This window comes from Mucilaginibacter tolerans (assembly GCF_030519375.1).
Lineage (GTDB): Bacteria > Bacteroidota > Bacteroidia > Sphingobacteriales > Sphingobacteriaceae > Mucilaginibacter.
In genome coordinates this window covers 1-21973 of the sequence record NZ_JAUMKB010000017.1, presented here as the reverse complement: position 1 = coordinate 21973, position 21973 = coordinate 1, and the positions used below count along the sequence as shown (strand labels likewise).

The following is a 21973-nucleotide window of genomic DNA, read 5'->3' as shown; positions in this document are numbered from 1 at the left end:
GATGAGATATAATTCCCCGCTATTTATCTTGTTTTGCTGTGTAATTTCTTTTGCCTGCAAACAGAAAGCAGCACCGATAAAACAGTTGGTTACCGACGGCGTCAGCGCCCCGGTAACCTTTGCGCATAAAGCGCCGCTTTGCTGTGAATCCCATATTCCAAAACGCTTTGCCTCGCTTGTTTCTGAAAGGCCCGATGTATCAGAGATCACCTCAGTCAAAGATCATAAAGGAATGGTTTGGATAAAGGCAGGTAATTTTCAAATGGGTGCCGATAATAAGGAGGCTTATCAGGATGAATATCCTAAGCATCAAGTTGCTGTTCACGGATTCTGGATGGATGCCACAGAAGTAACCAATGCGGAGTTTGCACAGTTTGTTAAAGCCACCGGCTACATCACCACAGCTGAGCGTAAACCCAACTGGAATGAATTAAAAAAGCAGTTGCCGCCGGCGACTGCAAAACCTGCTGATAGTTTATTGGTGGCCGCATCACTGGTGTTCGACCCTCCCAAACAAGCCGTTGATCTGAACGATTATACCCAATGGTGGACGTGGAAAAAAGGTGCCGACTGGCGGCACCCGCACGGACCCGGAAGCTCGATAAAAGGGAAAGAGCATTACCCAGTCGTACATATATCCTGGTTGGATGCAGTAGCGTATTGCAAGTGGACGGGTAAGCGGCTGCCCACTGAAGCCGAATGGGAATGGGCTGCGCGCGGGGGGCTACAAAATAAGCTTTATCCCTGGGGCGATGAACCGGTAGATCAGGGCAAAGTAAAAGCCAATACCTGGCAGGGACATTTCCCTGATCGGAATACCTTGAAGGATAAATTTTATGGACTGGCGCCGGTAGGCTCATTCGTGCCAAACGGTTACGGCTTATATGACATGGCTGGAAACGCATGGGAATGGTGCGCTGATTATTACAACAGTAGTTATTATAAGTCGGTGGCTAGCGGTGCGGTAGATCCTAAAGGCCCCTCAAAAAGCTATGATCCAGATGAACCTTTCGCAAAAAAGCGTGTGATCCGGGGAGGTTCTTTTCTATGCAATGAAAGTTATTGTACAGGCTACCGTGTAGCTCGCCGTATGAAAAGTACAGAAGACAGCGGCATGGAGCATTTGGGGTTCAGATGTGTTCAGGATAATTGAGCATGCATTCTTTAACCAGCTAGCATCTATTGTTAAAATCGCTAATAAAATCATCAAACTTTCGGACAAGCAGTTTGGGAACATTTGTGTGGAGGGATTCCTATTAATGCAGTCAAATGATAACGGAATCAACTACCATTGCAGCTATAGAATAATTCTTGTTAAATTTATCCCAATCAATTATTGCTTTTTGCCTAAGTGGAGAAGAAATTTATCGATGAAAACGCGATTAGACAGCTTATAGCCGGAGATCAATCGGTGTTCACGGCGGTTTACGAATTATACAGTGAGAAAGTATATAGGCTAGCTTTCCGTTTTCTAAAGGACAGCGAGCAGAGTGAGGAAATCGTTCAGGAAACCTTCATCAATTTTTGGCTAAGTCGGGAAAAACTAGACCCCTGTGGAGATCTGTGGCTTTATCTTTATGTTATTTCCAAACGGCTTTCATTAAACGCATTAAGACAGATTGGCAAGTCATCAATTTTGCTCGAAAAATTATTATACCGGATCAGTGATCTTCAAAATACTACGGAGGAAAAAATCATTGCCCATGATCTTGAACACTATACCCAAAAACTCATCAACCAGCTACCGCCCCAGCAACAACTAGTATTCAGGCTGAGCCGAATTGAAGGCATGTCGCACAAAGAGATAGCTGAACAATTGGATATATCTCAGAATACCGTAAAAAACCACATGGTAGAGGCTTTAAAAACCCTGAGAAAACACCTGAAATATGCTGATTTCTGGTTCCTGGTTATTTTCTTAATCTATTTTTAATTTTTTTTTCATTTCAACTAGTCCTACCCCTCCTGCCTGGTGTTCCCTATGTACAAACCACCCTCTCGGGGCTAATTATAAACCAACACCGTATGCAACGTGACCGGCTCAAAAGCCTGATAGTTCAATATTTTAACAATTCGATCAGTAGTGAGGATTGTATCGAGCTGCTAAAGTACCTCAATTCAGCTGATCCGGCGGAGCTTGACGGGCTGACTGATATCGAATTTTCCTCTTTGGACGACGGCCCTGAGTTTAAAGACAGCCAGTCGCAGGCGGTGCTGAATCGTATTAAAGCGGACCCGCGCTTTACTCAAACTTCTGAGCATAACGGCTCGGATCGCCCTCATATAGTTAAATTTTACCGTCGGCGCCTGGTGCAGATGGCTGCGGCGATCCTGATCTTCCTTACCGCCGGGCTGATCGTTTTTAGTAACCGAAAGACCCGAACAACCAACCAGGTAACAAAAAATAGTCCGCCAGCAGTTATCAAACCTGGTGGAGATAAAGCCATTTTGACGATCTCGGGTGGTAAAACTATCCTATTAGACAGCGCTGCCAACGGTTTAGTTGCCACTACTGGTGCCGGCGAAATACTTAAAACGCAAAGCGGCCGGATTATTTACAAGACCGTGGCTTCGGGTAGTGTAACCGCTCTTACCGCGAATATTGAATTCAATACCCTGACTACACCACGAGGTGGCGAATATCAACTTGAATTACCTGACGGCACGAAAGTGTGGCTGGATGCAGCCTCTTCAATCAGCTACCCGGTTGCCTTCACTGGCAACTCGAGACGGGTCAAGCTCACCGGCCAGGCTTATTTTGAGGTTACCAAAAACAAGGAAAAGCCATTTTATGTCGATGTAAATCACACGGAGATAAAAGTGTTGGGAACGCATTTTAATATATCAGCATATAATGATGATCAAGCTATTACAACCACTTTGTTGGAAGGTGCAGTACAGGTAACCAATAACAATTCACTCTCCATACTGAAACCCGGGCAGCAGGCAGTCGTCCAGAGCGGATCGAATGCGATTGTTGTTTCTGATGCTAATATTAATAATGTAATGGCCTGGAAGAACGGCTACTTTATTTTCAATGATGATAATATTGCCAGTATCATGCGCAAGGTATCGCGCTGGTATAACGTTGACGTAGAATACCGTGGTAATTATAACGACCAGCAATTCGGAGGTACGTTCTACCGCTCAAAAAGCATTTCCGAGCTCTTAGCCCACCTTGAAAAGATCGGAAAGGTTCATTTTAAAATTTCAGGAAGGAGGATAATAGTTATGGATTAGTTTATACTTCTCATGACGGTTATCCACAAAAAAAATAACCAGGCGCGTTCGTACCGCTCCCGGTTATCAGCCAAAGGCTAATGTCGGATAATCATACCAATTGCAGCTTATACAATCAATTAATTAACCTAACAATCAAATGTATAAAATTTTTACCGATTTTAAATGGGGCGGCGTGCGCGGCTACATTTATAAACCACTGCTCGTCATGAAACTAACGCTGCTATTGCTGACAGCAACCTTTCTTCAAGTCTCGGCGGCAACTTTTGCTCAGAAGGTCACCCTAAAGGTTAAAAAGGCAAGTATCAGGGATGTGTTTGAAAAAATACAGGCGCAAACCAACTATGATTTTTTGTACAATGCGGAAGATCTGAAAAGTTCACACACGGTAACCTTAAAGCTGGATGATGTTCCTTTAAAGCAGGCGCTGGATATTTGCTTTAGTGACCAGCCCTTGTCATACACAATAACGAATACCAGCATTCTGATCACTAAAAAGCTGCCTGCTTCCCAGCTCGAAATTCAAAAAATTACGATAGCAGGTACGGTCACCGATACAACCAATATGCCTTTACCTGGCGTAACGGTCAGAGAAAAAAATACGACCAATACAGTAATTACCGATGCGAAAGGGGAATATAGTATAACGGTTGCTGATAATGCCGTTTTGGAATTTTCATTCATTGGATATGCCCGAGCAGATGTTCCGGTATCTGGTAATGGACCGATAAACGTCCGGCTGAAGGAAATTAATACCAACCTTAATGAACTTGTAGTGGTTGGCTATGGAACGCAAAAGCGTTCAAATATCAATGGCGCTGTAAGCACCGTGGGATCAAAGGATATCAGCGGCAAGCCTAATATGAACACTTTACAGTCACTGCAAGGCGAATCTCCTAACCTGATCATTCAGCAGCCGGTGCTTGATCCTGGCGCTACTCCGGTAGTTAATATCAGAGGCGTAGGCACCACAGGTGATAATTCGCCGCTGGTTGTTATAGATGGTATCGTTATGCAGGGCCTTGGCAACCTGGCTACGTTAAATCCTAACGACATCGCTAACGTTACTATACTGAAGGATGCCGGCTCCGCTGCTATTTATGGTTCGCGGTCGGCTAACGGCGTTATACTCATCACAACTAAAAGTGGCAAACTGCATGAAAAAGCATCCGTTAACTATAGCGGCAATTATGGCATTCAAAAGCCGGATATACTCGTACATAAGGTGGACGCTGCGGACAATGCCTATTATAAGAATGAGGCCCTGATCAATTCCGGACTTCCTCCCGCTTATACGCCGGATCAAATCCAGGCGATAGCGGTGCAGGGTCGCGGCACCTGGGATGTAAATCATTTATTGTATGATGCGCCAATGACCTCCCAAAACATTAATGTTACCGGGGGCGGCGAAAATACATCGTATTTTGTCGGCGCAGGCTACCAGAACCAATTGAGTAATTTTGTAGGTAATGGCGGATCCGGCAGCAAGTTTGGTTATCAGAAATACAACCTGCGCGTAAACGAGTCGACAGTGGTTGGTAAGTTCAAATTCAATGCCATCCTGAACTATACAAAAAGCCGTAACAAGACCAACGCATCGAACGATAATAATATTTTCGCAGACGCCAACCGCGTACCGGCCAACTACAACTGGCAGGATGCACAAGGCAACTACCTGACCAACCCCGTATCTTCCCAATTTAACCAATTAGCGATTTTAAAAAATGGCGGTTATAATCAGTTTGACGGCGACGAAATATTCGGCAACTTAAACGGTACTTTAACGATCGTCAAGGGTCTTAACCTGACAGGCGTCTTTGGTGGAACGCTGGATAATAACGGCAATTTCTATCGCGACATCGAACAGCATTACCTACCGCAGGGCGTTTCGGGCGATGATCGTACCGTATCCAATAACAATGCCAAAACCTCGATATTTAACACCCAGGTTTATCTCGATTATACCAAGGCTTTTAATAAACATCATTTGCATGGAACCATAGGTGTCTCGAGCGAGGCGTATAATTCACGCGGTTTTAGTTTGTCCGAGCAATACACCGACCCGCTACTGGGTACCGCTACAACCGGCACCATCATCAGCACATCGTCAAACACGGATATCGGCGTTGATGCAAGCAGCCTGCTGTCGGCATTTGGCCGTATTAACTACGATTACAATAACCGCTATTTCCTTGACTTTGTATTCCGTGATGATGCTTCGTCAAAATTTGCAAAAGGGCATCGGGCAAGCTTCTTTCCTTCGGTGAACGCTGGCTGGCAGATCAGCGACGAATCGTTTATGCAGCCGGTAAAAAATACGCTGACTCACTTAAAGCTGAAGGCCTCTTACGGTGTGCTTGGTAATCAAAACGTGGCCAACTACCAGTATGAAACCACTTACTTTAATTACCCGGTGGCCTATGGGTTTAACAATATTCTGCATGGGGGCGCCGGCACTTACCAGTCAAACCCATTCATTACCTGGGAAAGGGCGGCGACATTTAATATAGGAGTTGATTTCGGTTTGTTTAATGATAAGTTGTACGGAAGCTTTAACTACTTCAATAAAACGACAAGCGACATCTTACAGGCGCCTACTGATGTGCCATCGCTGTTTGGTGCCTCACCTGCCAATGAGAATGTCGCAAAGGTACGTGACCAGGGTTGGGAGGCAGAAATCACTTATACCTTAAAAACTGGTGCAGTAACCCAAAGCTTTAGTGGGAATATAGCCGATAGCCAGAATAAATTATTAAAGCTAACCGGCAACACCACGCAGCAAATCTATAATGAAGATGTTTTTCAGTTGATACGAAAAGTAGGCTTGCCTATAACAGAATATTACGGTTACAAAACCAACGGCTATTATCAAAACCAAAGCGATCTGAACAGTTATCCAAAACCCGCAGGAGCGGTAGTAGGTTTGGGTGACCTGAAGTTTAAAGACTTGAATAATGATGGCAAGATTGACGACAATGATAAAACCGTACTGGGCAATCCCTTTCCACGGTATACCTTTGGTTTTACTTATCGCATTGCATACGCTGGTTTCGATTTTAGCATGTTTATTCAAGGGGTAGGTAAACGGGATGAATTCTTACGTGGCGAATTGGTTGAACCTTTCCACGCTAATTATAGCGCAACACTTTTTGATCATCAAACCGATTTCTGGACGCCTGAAAATCCGAATGCGCGTTTCCCCCGTATCGCCATAGCTGGTTCAGCATCAAATACGAATAATTGGCAGCATGGCTCAGATCTGTATAAGTTCAATGCGGCATATACCAGGCTTAAAAATGTGACCGTTGGCTACACGATACCACCGAAGTTGTTATCAAAAACCGGCATCAAAAAACTTAGGGTTTACCTTACCGGTCAAAACCTGGTAACCCTGACCAAGCTCAAATTTGTTGATCCGGAGCTTACGGAGTTTGGCAACAACGTAGGGTTCACCTCCTCGACCAGTGCGCGCAGTTACTTGCTCCCAATTTTTTACGGAGGTGGTATTGATCTTACATTCCAATAATTATCATTTAAAATCAAAGACATGAAACTTTTAAATAAGCTTCTCATCATAACAGTGGTTATCGCAATTGCATCCGGATGCAAAAAGCTGGATATCGCGCCAACAGACCGGTTTACCGACCTGACTTTCTGGAAGGTTGATGCGAATGTGTACAATGCATTATATAACAATTATAGCATTATGTACAATTCCAACCTTTATTTTACAGAAGAAGCGTTGTCAGATAATGCCTTTAGCTCGGCTGGCGACGTAACTATTATTTCCAGTGGCAATGCTACTCCGCTGACCGGCAAATTCGCCGGCGATTGGTCCTATTACTATTCCTGCATCAAATCGTGCAACGAGTTACTGGACGGTATAAAACAGAATAAGACCCTGCCTGCAGCAACCGTCGCCCGTCTGACGGCAGAAACCAGGTTTATCCGCGCCTTTGAGCATTTTAACCTGGAAAAATGGTACGGGGATGTACCGCTGATCAACTATAATATCACACAGGAGGAGTCTAAAACTGTTTCGCGCACTCCAAAAGCTGATGTGATCAATTTTATTATCTCTGAACTGGAGGCCATTACTGCTGATCTTCCTTCAAAGGATCAATTACCGGCAAACGAAAACGGCCGGATAACTAAGGGGGCGGCACTAGCTTTGGAAGCACGGGTTCTACTATACCAGGGAAACAGGATGCAGGATGTTGCGACCGTGTGCGAAAAATTAATGAACGACCAGGCTACCAACGGTTCTTATGCGCTAAACCCAAGTTATACCGCGTTGTTCAGCGACCCTACTATCAACAAAACCAATAATGAAACGATCCTGTCGCTTCAATATGTGCCGACTAAACGCACCTGGCAGGATTTCTGGGACTTTGCGCCGGTTTCTGTCGGCGGTCGTGTAAACTCGATGGCCCCTACCCAGGAGCTTGTCAATGATTATGTAATGCTAAATGGGAAAGCAATCACTGACCCGGGCTCTGGCTACGATGCAAGTAATCCGTATGCCAACCGCGATCCACGCCTTGCGGCAAGTATCGTCTATGATGGCTATCAATGGGACGCTGAAGGAGGAGCCAACGGAACATCCAAAACAATTTATATCAAACCTGGAAGTGACCCGTCCGACAGTCAGGCAAATCCCAACGGGCCTGATGAATATGTAGGAGGCCGCCAAAGCTCATCACCAACAGGATATTACTGGCGTAAATATTTCGATCCAAGTGCACAAGCGGAATATATATCAGGCTTGAATCTTCACCTGATCAGGTATGCGGAAGTACTGCTGGATTACGCGGAAGCAAAAAACAGCCTCGGACAAATGAATGCAACTGTTTGGGATCAAACAATTGGTGCATTAAGAAAAAGAGCTGGGTTTACCGATCCGGGTGCCACAGGTTATCCGGCTTCGGGCGACATGACCAATATCATTCGTGCGGAAAGGCGTGTGGAACTGGCATTAGAAGGGTTGCGTACCGATGATATCAGAAGGTGGCGGACTGCGGAAACCGTAATGAACGGCTACGCGCACGGCGCTCAATTTTCGGGCGACCCTTCGACCGACAACGGTTTCATCAGGGCTCAAAAAAGAACATTTAACCCAGGCAGGGATTATTTGTGGCCATTACCGGCCAATGATGTAAGCCTTGACAAAAATCTCACTCAGAACCCTGGCTATTAATCTATTAACGACAAAAGATGAAAAAGATATTCTTATTAGGTTTGATGGCGATGATATGCGCCACAACCTTCTATTCTTGTAAAAAAGATGTCAGAGCGCTTAATACGAGCGTTCAACCGGTTACCACAATCAATAGCCCTCTAAACGATACGAGCATAAATATAGCACCAACCACAGGCGCGAGCGTCGTATTTAAATGGGCGGCAAGTGCATCTGCTGACCTGGTTCTATATGAGGTGGTATTTGACAAAACAGGTGGCGACTTCAGTAAGCCCATCTACACGGTGATGTCAGATGGTTCAGGTGTTCAGACACAGGCCACCATATCGCAGAAAACACTGAATATGATCGCTAATAGCGCCGGCATAGCAGCCCTGGCCTCCGGCACCCTGAAATGGGCAGTGGTCACGTCGAAAGTTACCAATAACAAGGTAAGTACAACAAGTCATACGCTGCAGCTGACTCGCCCTGCCGGTTTCGCGACCGTTCCGAGTGCTTTATACCTTACCGGTTCAGCTTCTGAACAGGGCGAAGATGCCTCTAAAGCCATTCCGTTTAAAAAATTAAGCGATGGCGTTTTTGAACTTTATACGTCGCTGCAGCCGGGTACTTATAAATTAATTGATAATAACACCGGTACACCGACTACTTATTCAATCAACGGCGTTAGCCTGGCGCTCAACGGCGAAACTACAGTAAGCGGTAATAAGACCGTGTACCGTATCTCGCTCGATTTCAACAATGCAGCCGCAATACTCACTCAGATCGTATCAGTAAACATGTACTTGGCAATCGACGATAAAACATGGTTTACGTTGCCTTACATTGGCAACAGTCAGTGGGAGATTGACGGAGCTGACGTAGTGATCCCGCAGGAACCGTGGGGCGATGAGAGTCGTTATAAATATCATTTTATTGTCAAGGATGCCGCTGGTAACCAGGGGGATGAATGGTATGGCAGCGCCAATCAGGACAATCCTGATCCAACAACCAGTACGCAGCTATCATACTTTTATATGTATCCTGTGAATGGCTCACAGTGGGATAACTGCTTTAAGATGGTACCAGGCTACAGCGGCAAGAAGTGTAATATCAACGTGAACTTTAGCCCAACTATTACGCAGTACACCAACAGTGTGACGCTTCAATAATCTAATGGCAAGGGCCGTTTTAAAGCGGCCCTTTGTTTAAAACCCACATATTATGATATCTAAACGTATACGAAGTCTGATAACGTTATCGTCAATTTCAGCAGCATTAATAGCCAGCAGTTGTTCAAAAAACAATGACCCGGGAGCCGGCAAAGGTGGCCGCACCGATACTTCTGTAACGACTAAGCCACTAACGTACGATTATGCGTTGTTATCTGACTCGTTACAGACCGCTACCTACAACACCTTCATTTCCGCCGACCGGAACTATTTTGTACAGAACAACCAGGGCAACACTACTTTCAACTACTGGCCGCAGGCTCATGTGCTGGATATGTTGCTGGACGGTTACCTGCGCACCAAAAACGGACAATATTCGGCACGTATGAAGGCTCTGCTCAATGGCATTAAAATAAAGAACGGCGGCGCGTATGCTAACGAGTTTTATGACGACATGGGGTGGCTGGCAAATGCAAGTTTAAGGAGTTACGTTACACTAAACGATGCCGATTACCTGGCTGTAGCGCAAACACTGTATACCGAGATCAAAGGCGGTTACAATAATACGGAAGGAGGTGGAATAGCCTGGCAACGAAGTCAGCTCTATTACAAAAATATTCCCTCTACCGGGAACGCCACTATTCTGGCAGCAAGATTTTATGAGTTGAACGGCAACCAGGCCGACTTGACGTTTGCCAAAAGCTTATACACGTGGATGAAATCGACGCTGGTCACTCCTGTTGGCGTGGTTTATGATGGCATCAACCGCAACCAGGATGGCCAAATCGATAGCTGGGAATTTACCTATAATCAGGGGCTGTTCATAGGCTCAGCTGTGGAGTTGTACAATTGTACAAAAGATGCCAGCTATCTGCAGGATGCCGAATCGGTGGCCAACAACCTGATAGCTGATCCGAACCTTTCCCCCAACGGAATTTTAAAAAACGAAGGCCAGGGTGATGGCGGCCTGTTCAAAGCCGTGGCAGCGCGTTACCTGACCGATCTTGTACAGCTAACGGCTCTCGATGAAAGCGACCGCACTAAGTATGCCTCTTTTTTACAAAGGAATGTGCAGACGCTTTATTACAAAGGTATATCGCGGCCATCATTAATGATCAGCCCTGACTGGACTATGCAGCCATCAGGCAGCACCGATTTGACGACGCAATTAAGTGGAGTGATAATGATGGAAGCGGCAGGCAGGTTAAAATCCGCCTCACTGATTCAATAATATTTATAAATGCACGAACATTTCAAAAATTACGCCCTGCATCTACCCTTACTAAAAACAAAATGCTATGTCTGAAAAGAACCTTTGGATAACCATAATGCTTTTGCTTGCAGCCAGCCAATTGCTGGCGCAAAAAAAACCCGTTGACTACGTCAATCCGCTTTTAGGTACGGCAACCCTCTGGGATAAAAAGGACCTTGGTTTTACGCCCACCCACCGAACATGGGGTGCTGAGGTATTCCCTGGTGCGTCCTTGCCTAATGCAATGGTGCAATTGACGCCGGTTACGCAGTTTCACAGCGGATCGGGTTATCAATATGAAGATACGGTAATTTATGGATTTGCCCACACCAGCAAAGGCCACTGGAACTTATGCAATGTGCCGTTGATGCCTGTTACCGGAACCATTAATCCTGAGGATTACAAATCTGCCTATAGTCACAAAAACGAAGCAGCGCATCCTGGCTATTACCAGGTTTATCTGGAGCGGTATGGCATTAATGCTGAGCTGACATCAACCCTGCGTTGCGCATTTCACAAGTACACCTTCAGACCCGGCGCTGATAAAGAGGTCGTAGCAAACCTTGCCCTGTCTAACGAAAGGGTTAGAAGCTGGAACATACATCGTGAAAACGATCATACGTTTACCGGCTTTCAGCAGACAGGAGAGAAACTTTACTTTTATGCGGTCGCTAATCAGAAGGTCGATAAGATTGATTCGATAAAGAAAGATGCAGTGATCATCCAGGTGGTCCATTTTGCCAAGGGAGATAAGCCGCTTGAACTACAGATCGGGTTTTCTTTTGTGAGCGTAAAAAATGCAAAAGAGAATCTGGAGAAAGAAATGCTCGGCAAAAGCTTCAACCAGGTCAGAGGCGAAGCGACGTCAACCTGGGGAAATTTGCTATCAAAGATTTCAGTCGCCGGTGGGACAGAAAGACAAAAAGGTATATTTTATTCATGCCTATACCGCTCATTTCTCTGGCCTGCCTTGAGAAGCGACATAAATGGCGATTTTATCGATTTGAACGGGAAAGTGCAAAACAAGGGCTTTAATTATTATACAGAACCGTCTCTTTGGGATGATTATCGCAACAAACTGATCCTGCTGGGTCTGCTTTCACCAAAGGTAACTATCGATGTAATCAAATCGCTGATCGATAAAGGTGAGATTGCCGGTTTTATGCCCACTTTCTTTCATGGTGATCACGCGTCGGTGTTTATCACAGGCTCATATCTGAGAGGATTGAGAGACTTCGATGTAAATGCTGCCTATCGCCTGATGCTAAAAAATGCCACCGTCGAGGGTACCAGGAAATATGTAGATGAGTATAACACGAAAGGTTATATATCCGAGCTTGATGTACCTAATCCTGTTACCGAAACAGTGACTAAGGCGGCAGTCACTAAAACGCTGGAGTATGCCTATGATGACTATGCCGTTGCGCTACTGGCAAAGCAACTAAATGATACCGCCAGCTACCGCATGTTGATGAAGCGAACCAAAAACTATAAAAATGTATTTAACCCCGCCAACGGCTTTATGGAAGGACGCTTGGCAAACGGCGATTGGGTAAAAAATTTTAATCCATATTATCCATATTATGAATATATGTACCGCGAGGCCAACGCCTGGCAATCTTCATTTTTTGTACCACATGATGTGCCGGGCCTCATCGGTCTGTATAAAAGTCAGAGCGCTTTTGAAAACAAACTGGATTCGCTTTTTAGCGTTCCCTGGAAAGGTGATGAGGCTTACAACATTTCCGGCTTTATCGGCCAGTATTGCCAGGGCAATCAGCCCGACCATAGTTACCCGTTCCTATATTATTTTGTAGGCAAACAGAAGAAATCACAAGTCATACTGGATAGCATCATGAACCATTTTTACGATTTGGGGAAAGAGCATCTTTCCTATGCCGGAATGGATGATGCGGGCGAGATGTCCTCATGGTATGTGTTTAACGCAATGGGGTTTTATCCGTTTTCCCCTGCCGACCCACAATACATGATTTCGGTGCCACTTTTCAACCAGGTCCACATCGAACTGGCTAATGGCAAGACGTATTCGATCGTTAAAAGAAAATCGGGGAAAAAGATTTCGTCTTTGAATTATGGCGGGAAAAAATTAAATGGGTATCTGATAACCGACAAAGAGCTAAAAGAAGGCAAGACGCTGGAGATTGGTACCGAATAAAGAACAGTCTCGAACAGTGGGGGACAGTTGAAAAAAACGAAGTATTATTTTTGTAAGATTGCTAATCACCTATTCTTATAAATGAGACTTTTTAAATACTTTATTATTTTCCTGACCCTGCCTTGCTTTTGCCGTGGACAAAACGCTCAAATACGTAAACTGGAATGCGAGTATTTGTCTATACCCCTGGGTATAGACAACCCGCATCCACGTTTTACCTGGCAAATGGATGATTCCCGCCCGGGTGCCAGGCAAACAGGTTACCAAATAGCTGTCGGTACGGATTCTGCCGAAGTCGTTAAAGGCAATGGCGATAATTGGGTGTTCCATCAAACAAATTCAAATACTAACCTGGCAGTCTACAATGGTAAACCCTTGCAGCCATTTACCAAATACTATTGGCGTATAATCTTATGGGATAAAAATGGCAGGCCCTGTAAACCGGCAGCAAGCAGTTTTGAAACGGGTATGATGCTCTCATCAAACTGGCAGGGATCGTGGATAAGTGATGGAGAAACCATCAAAACTAAAGCAGCACCTTATTTTCGGAAAGCATTCGAGACTTCGAAACACATCGTTTCTGCGCGGGCCTACATCAGTGCAGTGGGATTGTATGAGCTTTATGTCAACGGGCAAAAGATAGGCGACCATCGCCTCGATCCGATGTATACCCGCTTTGACCGCAGGACGCTCTATGTGACATACGATGTGACCGCAAATCTGAAAACCGGCAAAAATGCCATCGGCGTATTGCTTGGCAATGGCTGGTATAATTTTCAATCAATAGGGGTATGGGATTTTGAGCGCGCTCCATGGCGCAACCGTCCTGCCTTTTGCCTGGACCTGCGGATCACCTATAGCGATGGCTCGGCGCAGGTAATCACCTCCGGTAAGGACTGGAAAACGTCGCTTAGCCCGGTCATTTACAATAGCATTTATACCGGCGAACATTACGATGCCCGCATGGAACAACCGGGATGGGATAGGCCGGATTTTGATGATAGTAAATGGCACAATGTGATCAACCGGCAGGCGCCCGCGCAGAAGATCGTAGCACAGGCCATCCAGCCGATCCGGAATGTTGAAAAGATAGTCCCTGTGACTTTGAAAAAGCTGAATGATACGACTTACATCTTCGATATCGGGCGCAATATTGCCGGTGTGACACAAATTACGCTGGAGGGTGATTCGAGTACGGTCGTGCGCGTTATCCATGCCGAAAAACTTTATCCCAACGGGTATCCGGATCAAAGCAATGTAGACTATTTCCTCGATACCGCCACCAAAGCTTTCGATCCGTACGCTACCGATATATACAGGCTTCATGGCAAAGGCCCCGAAACTTTTATGCCGCACTTTAATTACAAAGGCTTTCAGTATGTAGAAGTGGTGAGTAATAAACCCATTAAATTAACAAAGGAAAGCCTGAGCGCCTGGTTTATGCACAGCGATGTGAAGCAAGTAGGTTATATCCATACCTCAAGTGATCTCATCAACAAAATCTATGAGGCTACTAACGCGTCTTATCTTTCTAATCTGTTTGGTTATCCAACCGATTGCCCGCAGCGCGAAAAGAACGGCTGGACCGGAGATGCTCATATAGCCAGTGAAACCGGATTATATAATTTTGATAGCATCACCGTTTATGAAAAATGGCTTGCCGATCACCGCGACGAGCAGCAACCCAATGGCGTATTGCCGTCCATTATTCCGAGCGATGGCTGGGGCTATGAATGGGGTAATGGTCCCGACTGGACAAGCACGATAGCTATAATTCCATGGAATGTATACGTCTTTTATGGTGACGATAAGATATTACGCGATAACTATGATAACATTAAACGCTATGTGGATCATATCAATGAATTATATCCGACTGGTTTGACGACATGGGGTTTGGGCGACTGGGCGCCGGTAAAATCAAAAACCCCTGTAGAACTAACGTCTTCCGTTTATTACTACGTTGATGCTAACATCTTAGCAAAAACCGCCAAATTATTAGGAAAATCGGCAGATGCAGCTACCTATTCAGCTCTCGCCTCCAAAATCAAGAATGCCATCAATGCTAAATATTTAAACATTCAAACCGGTCAGTACGCAGATGGTTATCAAACCGAGCAGGCTGTGCCACTATATTGGGGCATTGTACCGAACCAACTGAAAGAAAAAGCCGCAGTTATACTGGCAAGGTCCGTTGCTGCGAATAATTATCATCTGGACGTCGGCATTTTGGGGGCGAAAGCTATATTGGGAGCGTTAAGTGACAACGGCCAGGCAGAAACGGCGTATAAACTGGCAACACAGAACACATTTCCATCGTGGGGATGGTGGATAGTAAACGGGGCAACCACCTTATACGAAAACTGGAATATTGAGCTGAAGCGTGACCTGTCCCTCAACCACATTATGTTCGGCGAGATTAGTGCCTGGATGTTTAAGGCATTAGGTGGCATAAAAACTGACGAGGCGCAACCCGGCTTCAGACATTTTGAGGTTAGTCCTAATTTTCTAATTACAGATCTTGAATCGAGGCATGACAGCCCTTTCGGCAGGATCACTTCATCCTGGCAGACCAAAGGGCATCAGATCCATTATAAATTAATTGTTCCGCCAAATACATCAGCTGATCTCGATCTTGGCAAGGCAGGGAAAAAACTGCTCACAATTAATGGCAAGACTGCCTTCACAAATACATTCCGATTACCGGCTGGTCGTTATGAGTTTACATTAGAATTGTAACTCAGGGGGCGTGACTGACGCGTAATTATGTTTAACGTGATGAATTCGCATTTGCCCCCAAGAATGTCCTCGAATGAGAAGAATTACAAACCGGAATATCAAGCGGTAAAGATACGGTGAGCCGCAGAGTAAAGTAAATTGAGCCATCAGGGAAACCTTACAAAGGTCTGCATGTTGACCTTTGTGTCATGAAAAACATTCAAAAAATTAAATTAGGTATCAACGGCCCGGAGGTATCGAAGTTAGGTTTGGGCTGTATGCGCATGTCGTCCATCTGGGGCGGCCCGACGCCGGATGAAAACGAAAGTATAGCCACTATACAGCAGGCGCTGGACAATGGCATCAACTTTTTAAATACCGGCGACTTTTATGGTGCCGGGCATAACGAGATGCTTGTTGGCAGGGCCATTAAAGGTCGTCGGGACGATGCTTTCATCAGCGTGAAATTCGGGGCGATCTTTCATAACGGTCAATGGTTGGGTTTGGACCTCCGCCCTATCGCCATCAAAAATTTTATCAATTATTCGCTGACGCGTTTAGGCATCGAGACCATTGATCTGTATCAGCCCTGTCGCATGGATGGCAGCGTGCCAGTAGCCGATATCATCGGCACGGTGGCTGACCTGGTCAAGGAAGGTAAGGTGCGTTACATCGGCGTATCTGAAATTACTGCGGATCAGTTACGGGAAGCCAATAACGTTTATCCAATCAGCGCTTTGGAGATCGGTTATTCTTTAGCTGACCGCCAGATCGAAAAGGATTTGTTACCTGTTGCTAAAGAATTGGGCATCGCGGTGGTGACTTTTGCCAATACGGCAGAGGGTTTGTTGACCGGTGAAATGAAGGCGCCGCTACCGGAAAATGATTACCACACGCACTTTTCGCGTTTCCAGGGCGACAACCTGGTTAAGAACTTGCAGAAGGTGGAGGTGTTGAAGCAACTCGCAAAAGACAAGGGCTTCACTCCTACGCAGATCGCCATCGCCTGGGTCAATGCCCAGGGCGCTGAGTTCATGCCTTTAGTAAGTATGAGCCGAAGGTCGCGTTTGCCGGAGAATACGGCCGCTATGGAGATTACCTTTACGCCGGAGGAAATGAATACCTTAAATACTACTTTTGCACCGGGCGCTATTTTAGGCGGCACCTACTTACAACGGTAAATGACGAATCACGAAGAAATTCTTCCCGGTGTTATTTTCCATGCATACCTCTCCGCCGCCAGGAAGGAGAAGGTATGCTTTTGGAACCATCATACCCTGGTTTTGCAGGTTTCTGGCGCATTCCATCTGGAAACGACTGCACAAACGATCTCCATGTCGGCCGGCCAGATGCTGCTGATTGGCAAGAGCCAGTTGGGTACGATCACCAAGACGCCTCTGCCGGGCGGAAATTATGAGACGATCATTATTACGCTGCAGGAGGATCTGCTGCGGAAGATCGCCCTGGAGGAGAAGATTGAATCAGGTCCGAAGTATGTCGGACCGCCGAATATTCTGGTGCCTCCGGATGAATTTCTGAAGGGTTATTTTCAGTCTATCCTGCCTTATGCGCGGCGAACATCAGCCACGTTGACCGAAGAAATGGGTGTTCTGAAGATCAAAGAGGGTGTCAAATTGCTGTTGTATGTCCTGCCTGGTTTGCGGAGTTTTTTGTTTGATTTTGCCGAGCCGCATAAGATCGATCTGAAGAAGTTTATGCTCAATAATTATCATTTCAATGTGCCGGTGGAGAAGTTTGCGCAGCTGACCGGGCGGAGCCTGGCAGGTTTTAAGCGGGATTTTCAAAAAACTTTTGGCGCGCCGCCTCGGCATTGGTTGCAGGACAGGCGCCTAACTGAAGCGAAACATCTGATCGAACAGAAGCAAATGAAACCATCGGCAATCTATTTGGACCTGGGTTTTGAAAGCCTGGCTCATTTTTCCACTTCGTTTAAGAAAAAGTTTGGCAAAGCGCCGAGCGCCTGATCCGCACCTACCCTACTATAATTTTCTTCGATCCGTATTCATCCAAAGGATTAATATAAGGCTTTTTTTCCACAATTGGATTAAGCAGTCCGATAGATATTCCTGGGGACAAGCTCTTGGAGATTCGATCCTTAGGTTTCCAAAGCGTGTCATTCATCCGTTTTCAGCCAGGCCCGGCTTGCTGCAATTTTTCCGAAGTTAACCTTGCCGATCCCGGTCGGATAACAAATCATAACCGGCCATATTTAGCAATAACTAAAATAGATCTATCTGAGTAATTACGGGCAAAATATATGACTTGCCGGCTTCGGTTGAAGCCGCGGGGATTGGTTATTTTCATAGGCAGATTGGTTGATGAAGCCATCTACGAAACCGACTATACTTTCGTCAGACCCTGAGTTCTGACACTCGCGGAACCAGGCAACGCACAGGGACTATGATATTTTGTAGAGCGGTTTGTCTGCCGTCCAGGCGCGATAACGTATATCCGGTTATAAAGGGCCCTGATCTGTATTTTATGAAAAATTGAAAAGATAAGGAATTCCTTCTTTGCATTTCACCCAGGGATATCAACGCAGCATATAATCATATATGTGATTAATAATCAAAATCTTATGAGGGTTATTTGTATAATATTGATAATGTGATAGTTATCAGTAAACAATGGCAATTATTTTACCCACCTACCAGATATTTATTCCCCATATTGGGCAATTATCTGCAACGCATTGATTTTTTTAAAATTATTGTTCTTTTAATTTATAAATAAGTTTTGAAGCAATTTATCCATAAATCATGAAGCAATTTATATAACTGTTGATGCAAATAAAGGGAGTTTAAGACGAAAATGCCATTCATTTTTTCGTGAATGGTATGATAGTTGGCATAGGCATAAGCAATATATACAATATCAGGGAATATAATTTTCTGGTAAGCGTAACGATAAGCCTCAAAAAGGTGAATGCCTTAAGTAAGTATTCACCAACCAATTTCAACCTAGAACTAGTTTAACATGTCACAAAAAGGAATCTTGCATCCGATTTTATCTATAAAAGACAAAGTTCTTTTATCAACAGGAATTAAATCCCTTGGATCAAATTCAACAGAAGCCGGTGAATTATCAACAGATAATGGTTTTTATGCCGAAGTGGGCGTGCCAGTTGTCAATGATTTTCCTCGGAAAAATAAACGGTTCAAAGATTTTGTACCGAAGCCCATCGTAATGGCAATGAACTTCGTTGTACGTTTGTTTGCTGCCAGGGTGGTAATAATTTTCTGTTTACTATATTTTATTTCACCTTACGCATTTTCTCAAACTACTCAACAGCCGACTGTACAGACTGATCAGCAGGATTATCCTCCGGGATCAACGGTATACATTACCGGTTCGGGTTTTATGGTTAATGAGCCTGTAACACTACAGGTGCTCCATGTGGGAGAACCTGCTGATGATCAGATAAGCACAGCGCATCAGCCATGGACAGTAACAGCGGATTCAGTCGGAAATATTACAGCTACATGGGTAGTGCCGCCGGATCAGGATGAGTATGGGGCAACGCTTCAATTGACCGCGACGGGACAGAGTTCCGGGTTAATCGCCCAGGTGACTTTTACGGATGCCAATCCTAATACCAAAATAGTAGTCACTAATGTTACGGGTACCTATGGTGGAACCGCCACATTTACTGCTACACTCACACAATCGAGCGGGCCAGGAAATGGCAACGCCATCCAAGGTAAAACTATCAATTTTGTAATAAATGGAACAGCCGTGGGAAGTGCGACTACGAATAGCTCCGGTGTAGCAACACTGCCGAACATTGCTCTAACGCTCAGCGGAACACGCATCCCTGCAGGTAGTCCAACCATTACAGCCAGTTTTACAGCTGATGCTTCATTTAATGGCAGCAGCGCAACTGGCACGTTAACTGTTAATCCATTGGCTATAACCTGGTCGTTTACAGCTTCAGACAAGGTTTATGATGGTAATACGACAGCAGCAATTGCATCAATATCACTGAGCGGCGTTCTTAGCCCTGACGTGGTTACCACATCAGGTGGTACTGCTACATTTGCGAATAAGAACGTAGGCGCAGGAAAGACGGTAACGGCGGCACTCGTTCCAACATTAGGTTCTGCGAATTATACATTGACAGGAGCACCGACTCCATCAACAACGGCGAGTCTTACTGCAAGGGCGTTAACGGTAACAGCAACTGTAACGGGTGGCGGCAAGGTATATGACGGAACGACCGCTGCCACGGTCACGCTCGGCGACAACAGGGTATCAGGTGACGTGTTTGTCGGTGCTTTTACCTCAGCAACTTATGCCGATAAGAATGTAGGCAACGGCAAAACGGTAACAGTAAGCGGTATTTCGATCACTGGCACAGACGCCGGCAATTATACGTTTAACGCCACTGCAAATCCGATCGGCAATATTACTGCTAAAGTATTGACGATCAGCGCCAGCGCATCTAATAAAGTATATAATGGGATTAACGCAGCCACAGTTACATTAAGTGATAACCGCGTAAGCGGTGACGTATTTAACGATGCGTTTACATCGGCAACTTTTTCATCGAAAACTGTCGCCAACGGCAAAACGGTGACTGTAAGCGGTATTTCGATTAGTGGTGCAGATGCCGGTAATTATACGGCTAACACAACGGCTACAACTACAGCCAATATTACACCCAGAGCCTTAGCCGTCACAGCATCAGCCTCAAATAAAATTTATAACGGATCCACTGCGGCTACTGTTACCCTAAACGATGACAGGGTAGCCGGTGATGTTTTTTCAACCACTAATTCATCAGCCACTTTTGCCGACAAGAATGTCGGTACGGGCAAAACGGTAACGGTCAGCGGTATTACGATCACTGGTACAGATGCCGCTAACTATGCAGCTAACACCACGACGACTACTACTGCTGATATTACGGTAAGGCCTATAACCGTTACAGCAACCGGCGTCAATAAAACATACGATGGTACTGCCTCTGCTACAGTATCCTTAAGCGATAACAAAGTAAGCGGGGATATAATAACAGACGCCTATATAGCGGCGGGCTTTGCGGATAAAACTGTAGCGAACGGCAGGACGGTGAGTGTGTCGGGAATATCGATCAGCGGAGCCGATGTCGGGAATTACAGCCTCAGCACTACTACTGCTACTGCGACAGCAAATATTACCGCTAAGGCTTTGACGATCACAGCTGCTGCGGCCAATAAAGTTTATGACGGCACTAATTCAGCTTCGGCCACCCTGAGTGATAACCGGATAAGCGGCGATGTCTTTACCGATTCGTTCACGTCGGCAACTTTTTCAAGCGCGTCTGTTGGTACTGCCAAAACGGTCAATGTAAGTGGTATATCTATAGGCGGAGCCGATGCAGGTAATTATAGCTTCAACACCAGCGCTGCCACCACTGCCAGTATTACCTCCAGGACATTGACCGTAACAGCCCTGGCTTCAAACAAAGTTTACGACGGAACCACCGCGGCTAGTGTAACAGTGAGTGATAACCGAACCAGTGGCGATAATCTTACTGTCCATTTCGCCACCTCTACGTTTTCAGACAAAAATGTGGGCAGCGGAAAGATTGTTACGGTAACACCGCTCTCTATAACGGGACCTGCGTCCGGCAACTATACGCTTGCCGGCACTACGATAACTACGACAGCGAATATCACCCAACTTCCGCTGTTGATAGCAGCGACCGGTATAAATAAAGTTTATGACGGCACTACCACAGCAACGGTCACCCTGACTGACAACCGTCTGCCTGGTGATGCATTCATTGATACTTATACCTCAGCTAACTTTGCAGACAAGAACGTCGGCACCGGCAAAACTGTAAGCGTATCGGGTATCTCGATAACTGGTACCGACGCGGGTAATTATTCATTTAATTCAACAGCGACGACGACCGCCAATATTTCTGTTGCCAGCGTTACGATCACCGCCGATGCCCAAACAAGAATCTACGGTGACCCCGACCCGGCGCTGACCTATAAAGTCACTTCCGGAACTGTAGTAACCGGGGATAGTTTTTCAGGTTCACTTGCAAGAGCTACGGGAGAAGCTGTTGGTAGCTACCCTATCGGCCAGGGTACAGTCACGCTCGGCACGAACTATGCGCTGAGCTATTCAGGCGCCAATCTTGATATTACCGCAAGGCCGGTGACCATCACAGCGGATGCCAAAACCAAAATATATGGTGACTCAGACCCAACGCTAACCTATCAGAT

The 21973-nt window shown here is 45.6% G+C and carries 12 protein-coding genes; all 12 read left to right on the top strand.

Features of this window, described 5'->3' with window-relative positions; genetic code table 11:
* The first annotated feature begins 1 nt into the window (after position 1).
* Positions 2–1153, top strand: coding sequence for a formylglycine-generating enzyme family protein (locus Q3A68_RS19120; protein WP_302902732.1), 1152 nt, complete (start codon positions 2–4; stop codon positions 1151–1153).
* Positions 1154–1351: 198 nt separating this feature from the next.
* Entirely contained in the window at positions 1352–1933 is a 582-nt protein-coding gene (locus Q3A68_RS19115) for an RNA polymerase sigma factor (RefSeq protein ID WP_302902731.1), read from the top strand.
* A 92-nt stretch (positions 1934–2025) separates the two neighbouring features.
* Positions 2026–3240 (top strand): FecR family protein, encoded by a 1215-nt coding sequence (locus tag Q3A68_RS19110; RefSeq protein WP_302902730.1) that lies wholly within the window; start codon positions 2026–2028, stop codon positions 3238–3240.
* 139 nt (positions 3241–3379) lie between these two features.
* On the top strand, positions 3380–6766 hold the full coding sequence (locus tag Q3A68_RS19105) for a TonB-dependent receptor (RefSeq protein WP_302902729.1): 3387 nt from the start codon (positions 3380–3382) through the stop codon (positions 6764–6766).
* Between the two features lie 21 nt (positions 6767–6787).
* Positions 6788–8437, top strand: a complete 1650-nt coding sequence (locus tag Q3A68_RS19100) for a RagB/SusD family nutrient uptake outer membrane protein (protein WP_302902728.1) — start codon at positions 6788–6790, stop codon at positions 8435–8437.
* A 17-nt stretch (positions 8438–8454) separates the two neighbouring features.
* Complete coding sequence (locus tag Q3A68_RS19095; protein ID WP_302902727.1) at positions 8455–9588, top strand: SusE domain-containing protein; 1134 nt, start codon at positions 8455–8457, stop codon at positions 9586–9588.
* A gap of 52 nt (positions 9589–9640) precedes the next feature.
* Positions 9641–10819, top strand: a complete 1179-nt coding sequence (locus Q3A68_RS19090) for a glycoside hydrolase family 76 protein (protein WP_302902726.1) — start codon at positions 9641–9643, stop codon at positions 10817–10819.
* A gap of 67 nt (positions 10820–10886) precedes the next feature.
* The gene (locus Q3A68_RS19085; RefSeq protein WP_302902725.1) at positions 10887–13016 is read left to right on the top strand and encodes a GH92 family glycosyl hydrolase; all 2130 of its coding nucleotides are present in this window, start codon (positions 10887–10889) and stop codon (positions 13014–13016) included.
* A gap of 81 nt (positions 13017–13097) precedes the next feature.
* Positions 13098–15755, top strand: coding sequence for an alpha-L-rhamnosidase (locus Q3A68_RS19080; RefSeq protein WP_302902724.1), 2658 nt, complete (start codon positions 13098–13100; stop codon positions 15753–15755).
* Between the two features lie 188 nt (positions 15756–15943).
* On the top strand, positions 15944–16915 hold the full coding sequence (locus tag Q3A68_RS19075) for an aldo/keto reductase (RefSeq protein WP_302902723.1): 972 nt from the start codon (positions 15944–15946) through the stop codon (positions 16913–16915).
* On the top strand, positions 16916–17719 hold the full coding sequence (locus Q3A68_RS19070) for a helix-turn-helix domain-containing protein (RefSeq protein ID WP_302902722.1): 804 nt from the start codon (positions 16916–16918) through the stop codon (positions 17717–17719).
* Between the two features lie 1012 nt (positions 17720–18731).
* The coding region (locus Q3A68_RS19065) for a beta strand repeat-containing protein (protein WP_302902721.1) at positions 18732–21973 on the top strand (3242 nt) is incomplete at its 3' end.

Bases quoted from the DNA above. Each gene is read 5' to 3' on its own strand.
- Q3A68_RS19100 (WP_302902728.1), top strand. From the start codon at position 6,788: ATGAAACTTTTAAATAAGCTTCTCATCATAACAGTGGTTATCGCAATT.
- Q3A68_RS19110 (WP_302902730.1), top strand. From the start codon at position 2,026: ATGCAACGTGACCGGCTCAAAAGCCTGATAGTTCAATATTTTAACAAT.
- Q3A68_RS19105 (WP_302902729.1), top strand. From the start codon at position 3,380: ATGTATAAAATTTTTACCGATTTTAAATGGGGCGGCGTGCGCGGCTAC.
- Q3A68_RS19090 (WP_302902726.1), top strand. From the start codon at position 9,641: ATGATATCTAAACGTATACGAAGTCTGATAACGTTATCGTCAATTTCA.
- Q3A68_RS19085 (WP_302902725.1), top strand. From the start codon at position 10,887: ATGTCTGAAAAGAACCTTTGGATAACCATAATGCTTTTGCTTGCAGCC.
- Q3A68_RS19095 (WP_302902727.1), top strand. From the start codon at position 8,455: ATGAAAAAGATATTCTTATTAGGTTTGATGGCGATGATATGCGCCACA.
- Q3A68_RS19070 (WP_302902722.1), top strand. From the start codon at position 16,916: ATGACGAATCACGAAGAAATTCTTCCCGGTGTTATTTTCCATGCATAC.
- Q3A68_RS19075 (WP_302902723.1), top strand. From the start codon at position 15,944: ATGAAAAACATTCAAAAAATTAAATTAGGTATCAACGGCCCGGAGGTA.
- Q3A68_RS19080 (WP_302902724.1), top strand. From the start codon at position 13,098: ATGAGACTTTTTAAATACTTTATTATTTTCCTGACCCTGCCTTGCTTT.
- Q3A68_RS19120 (WP_302902732.1), top strand. From the start codon at position 2: ATGAGATATAATTCCCCGCTATTTATCTTGTTTTGCTGTGTAATTTCT.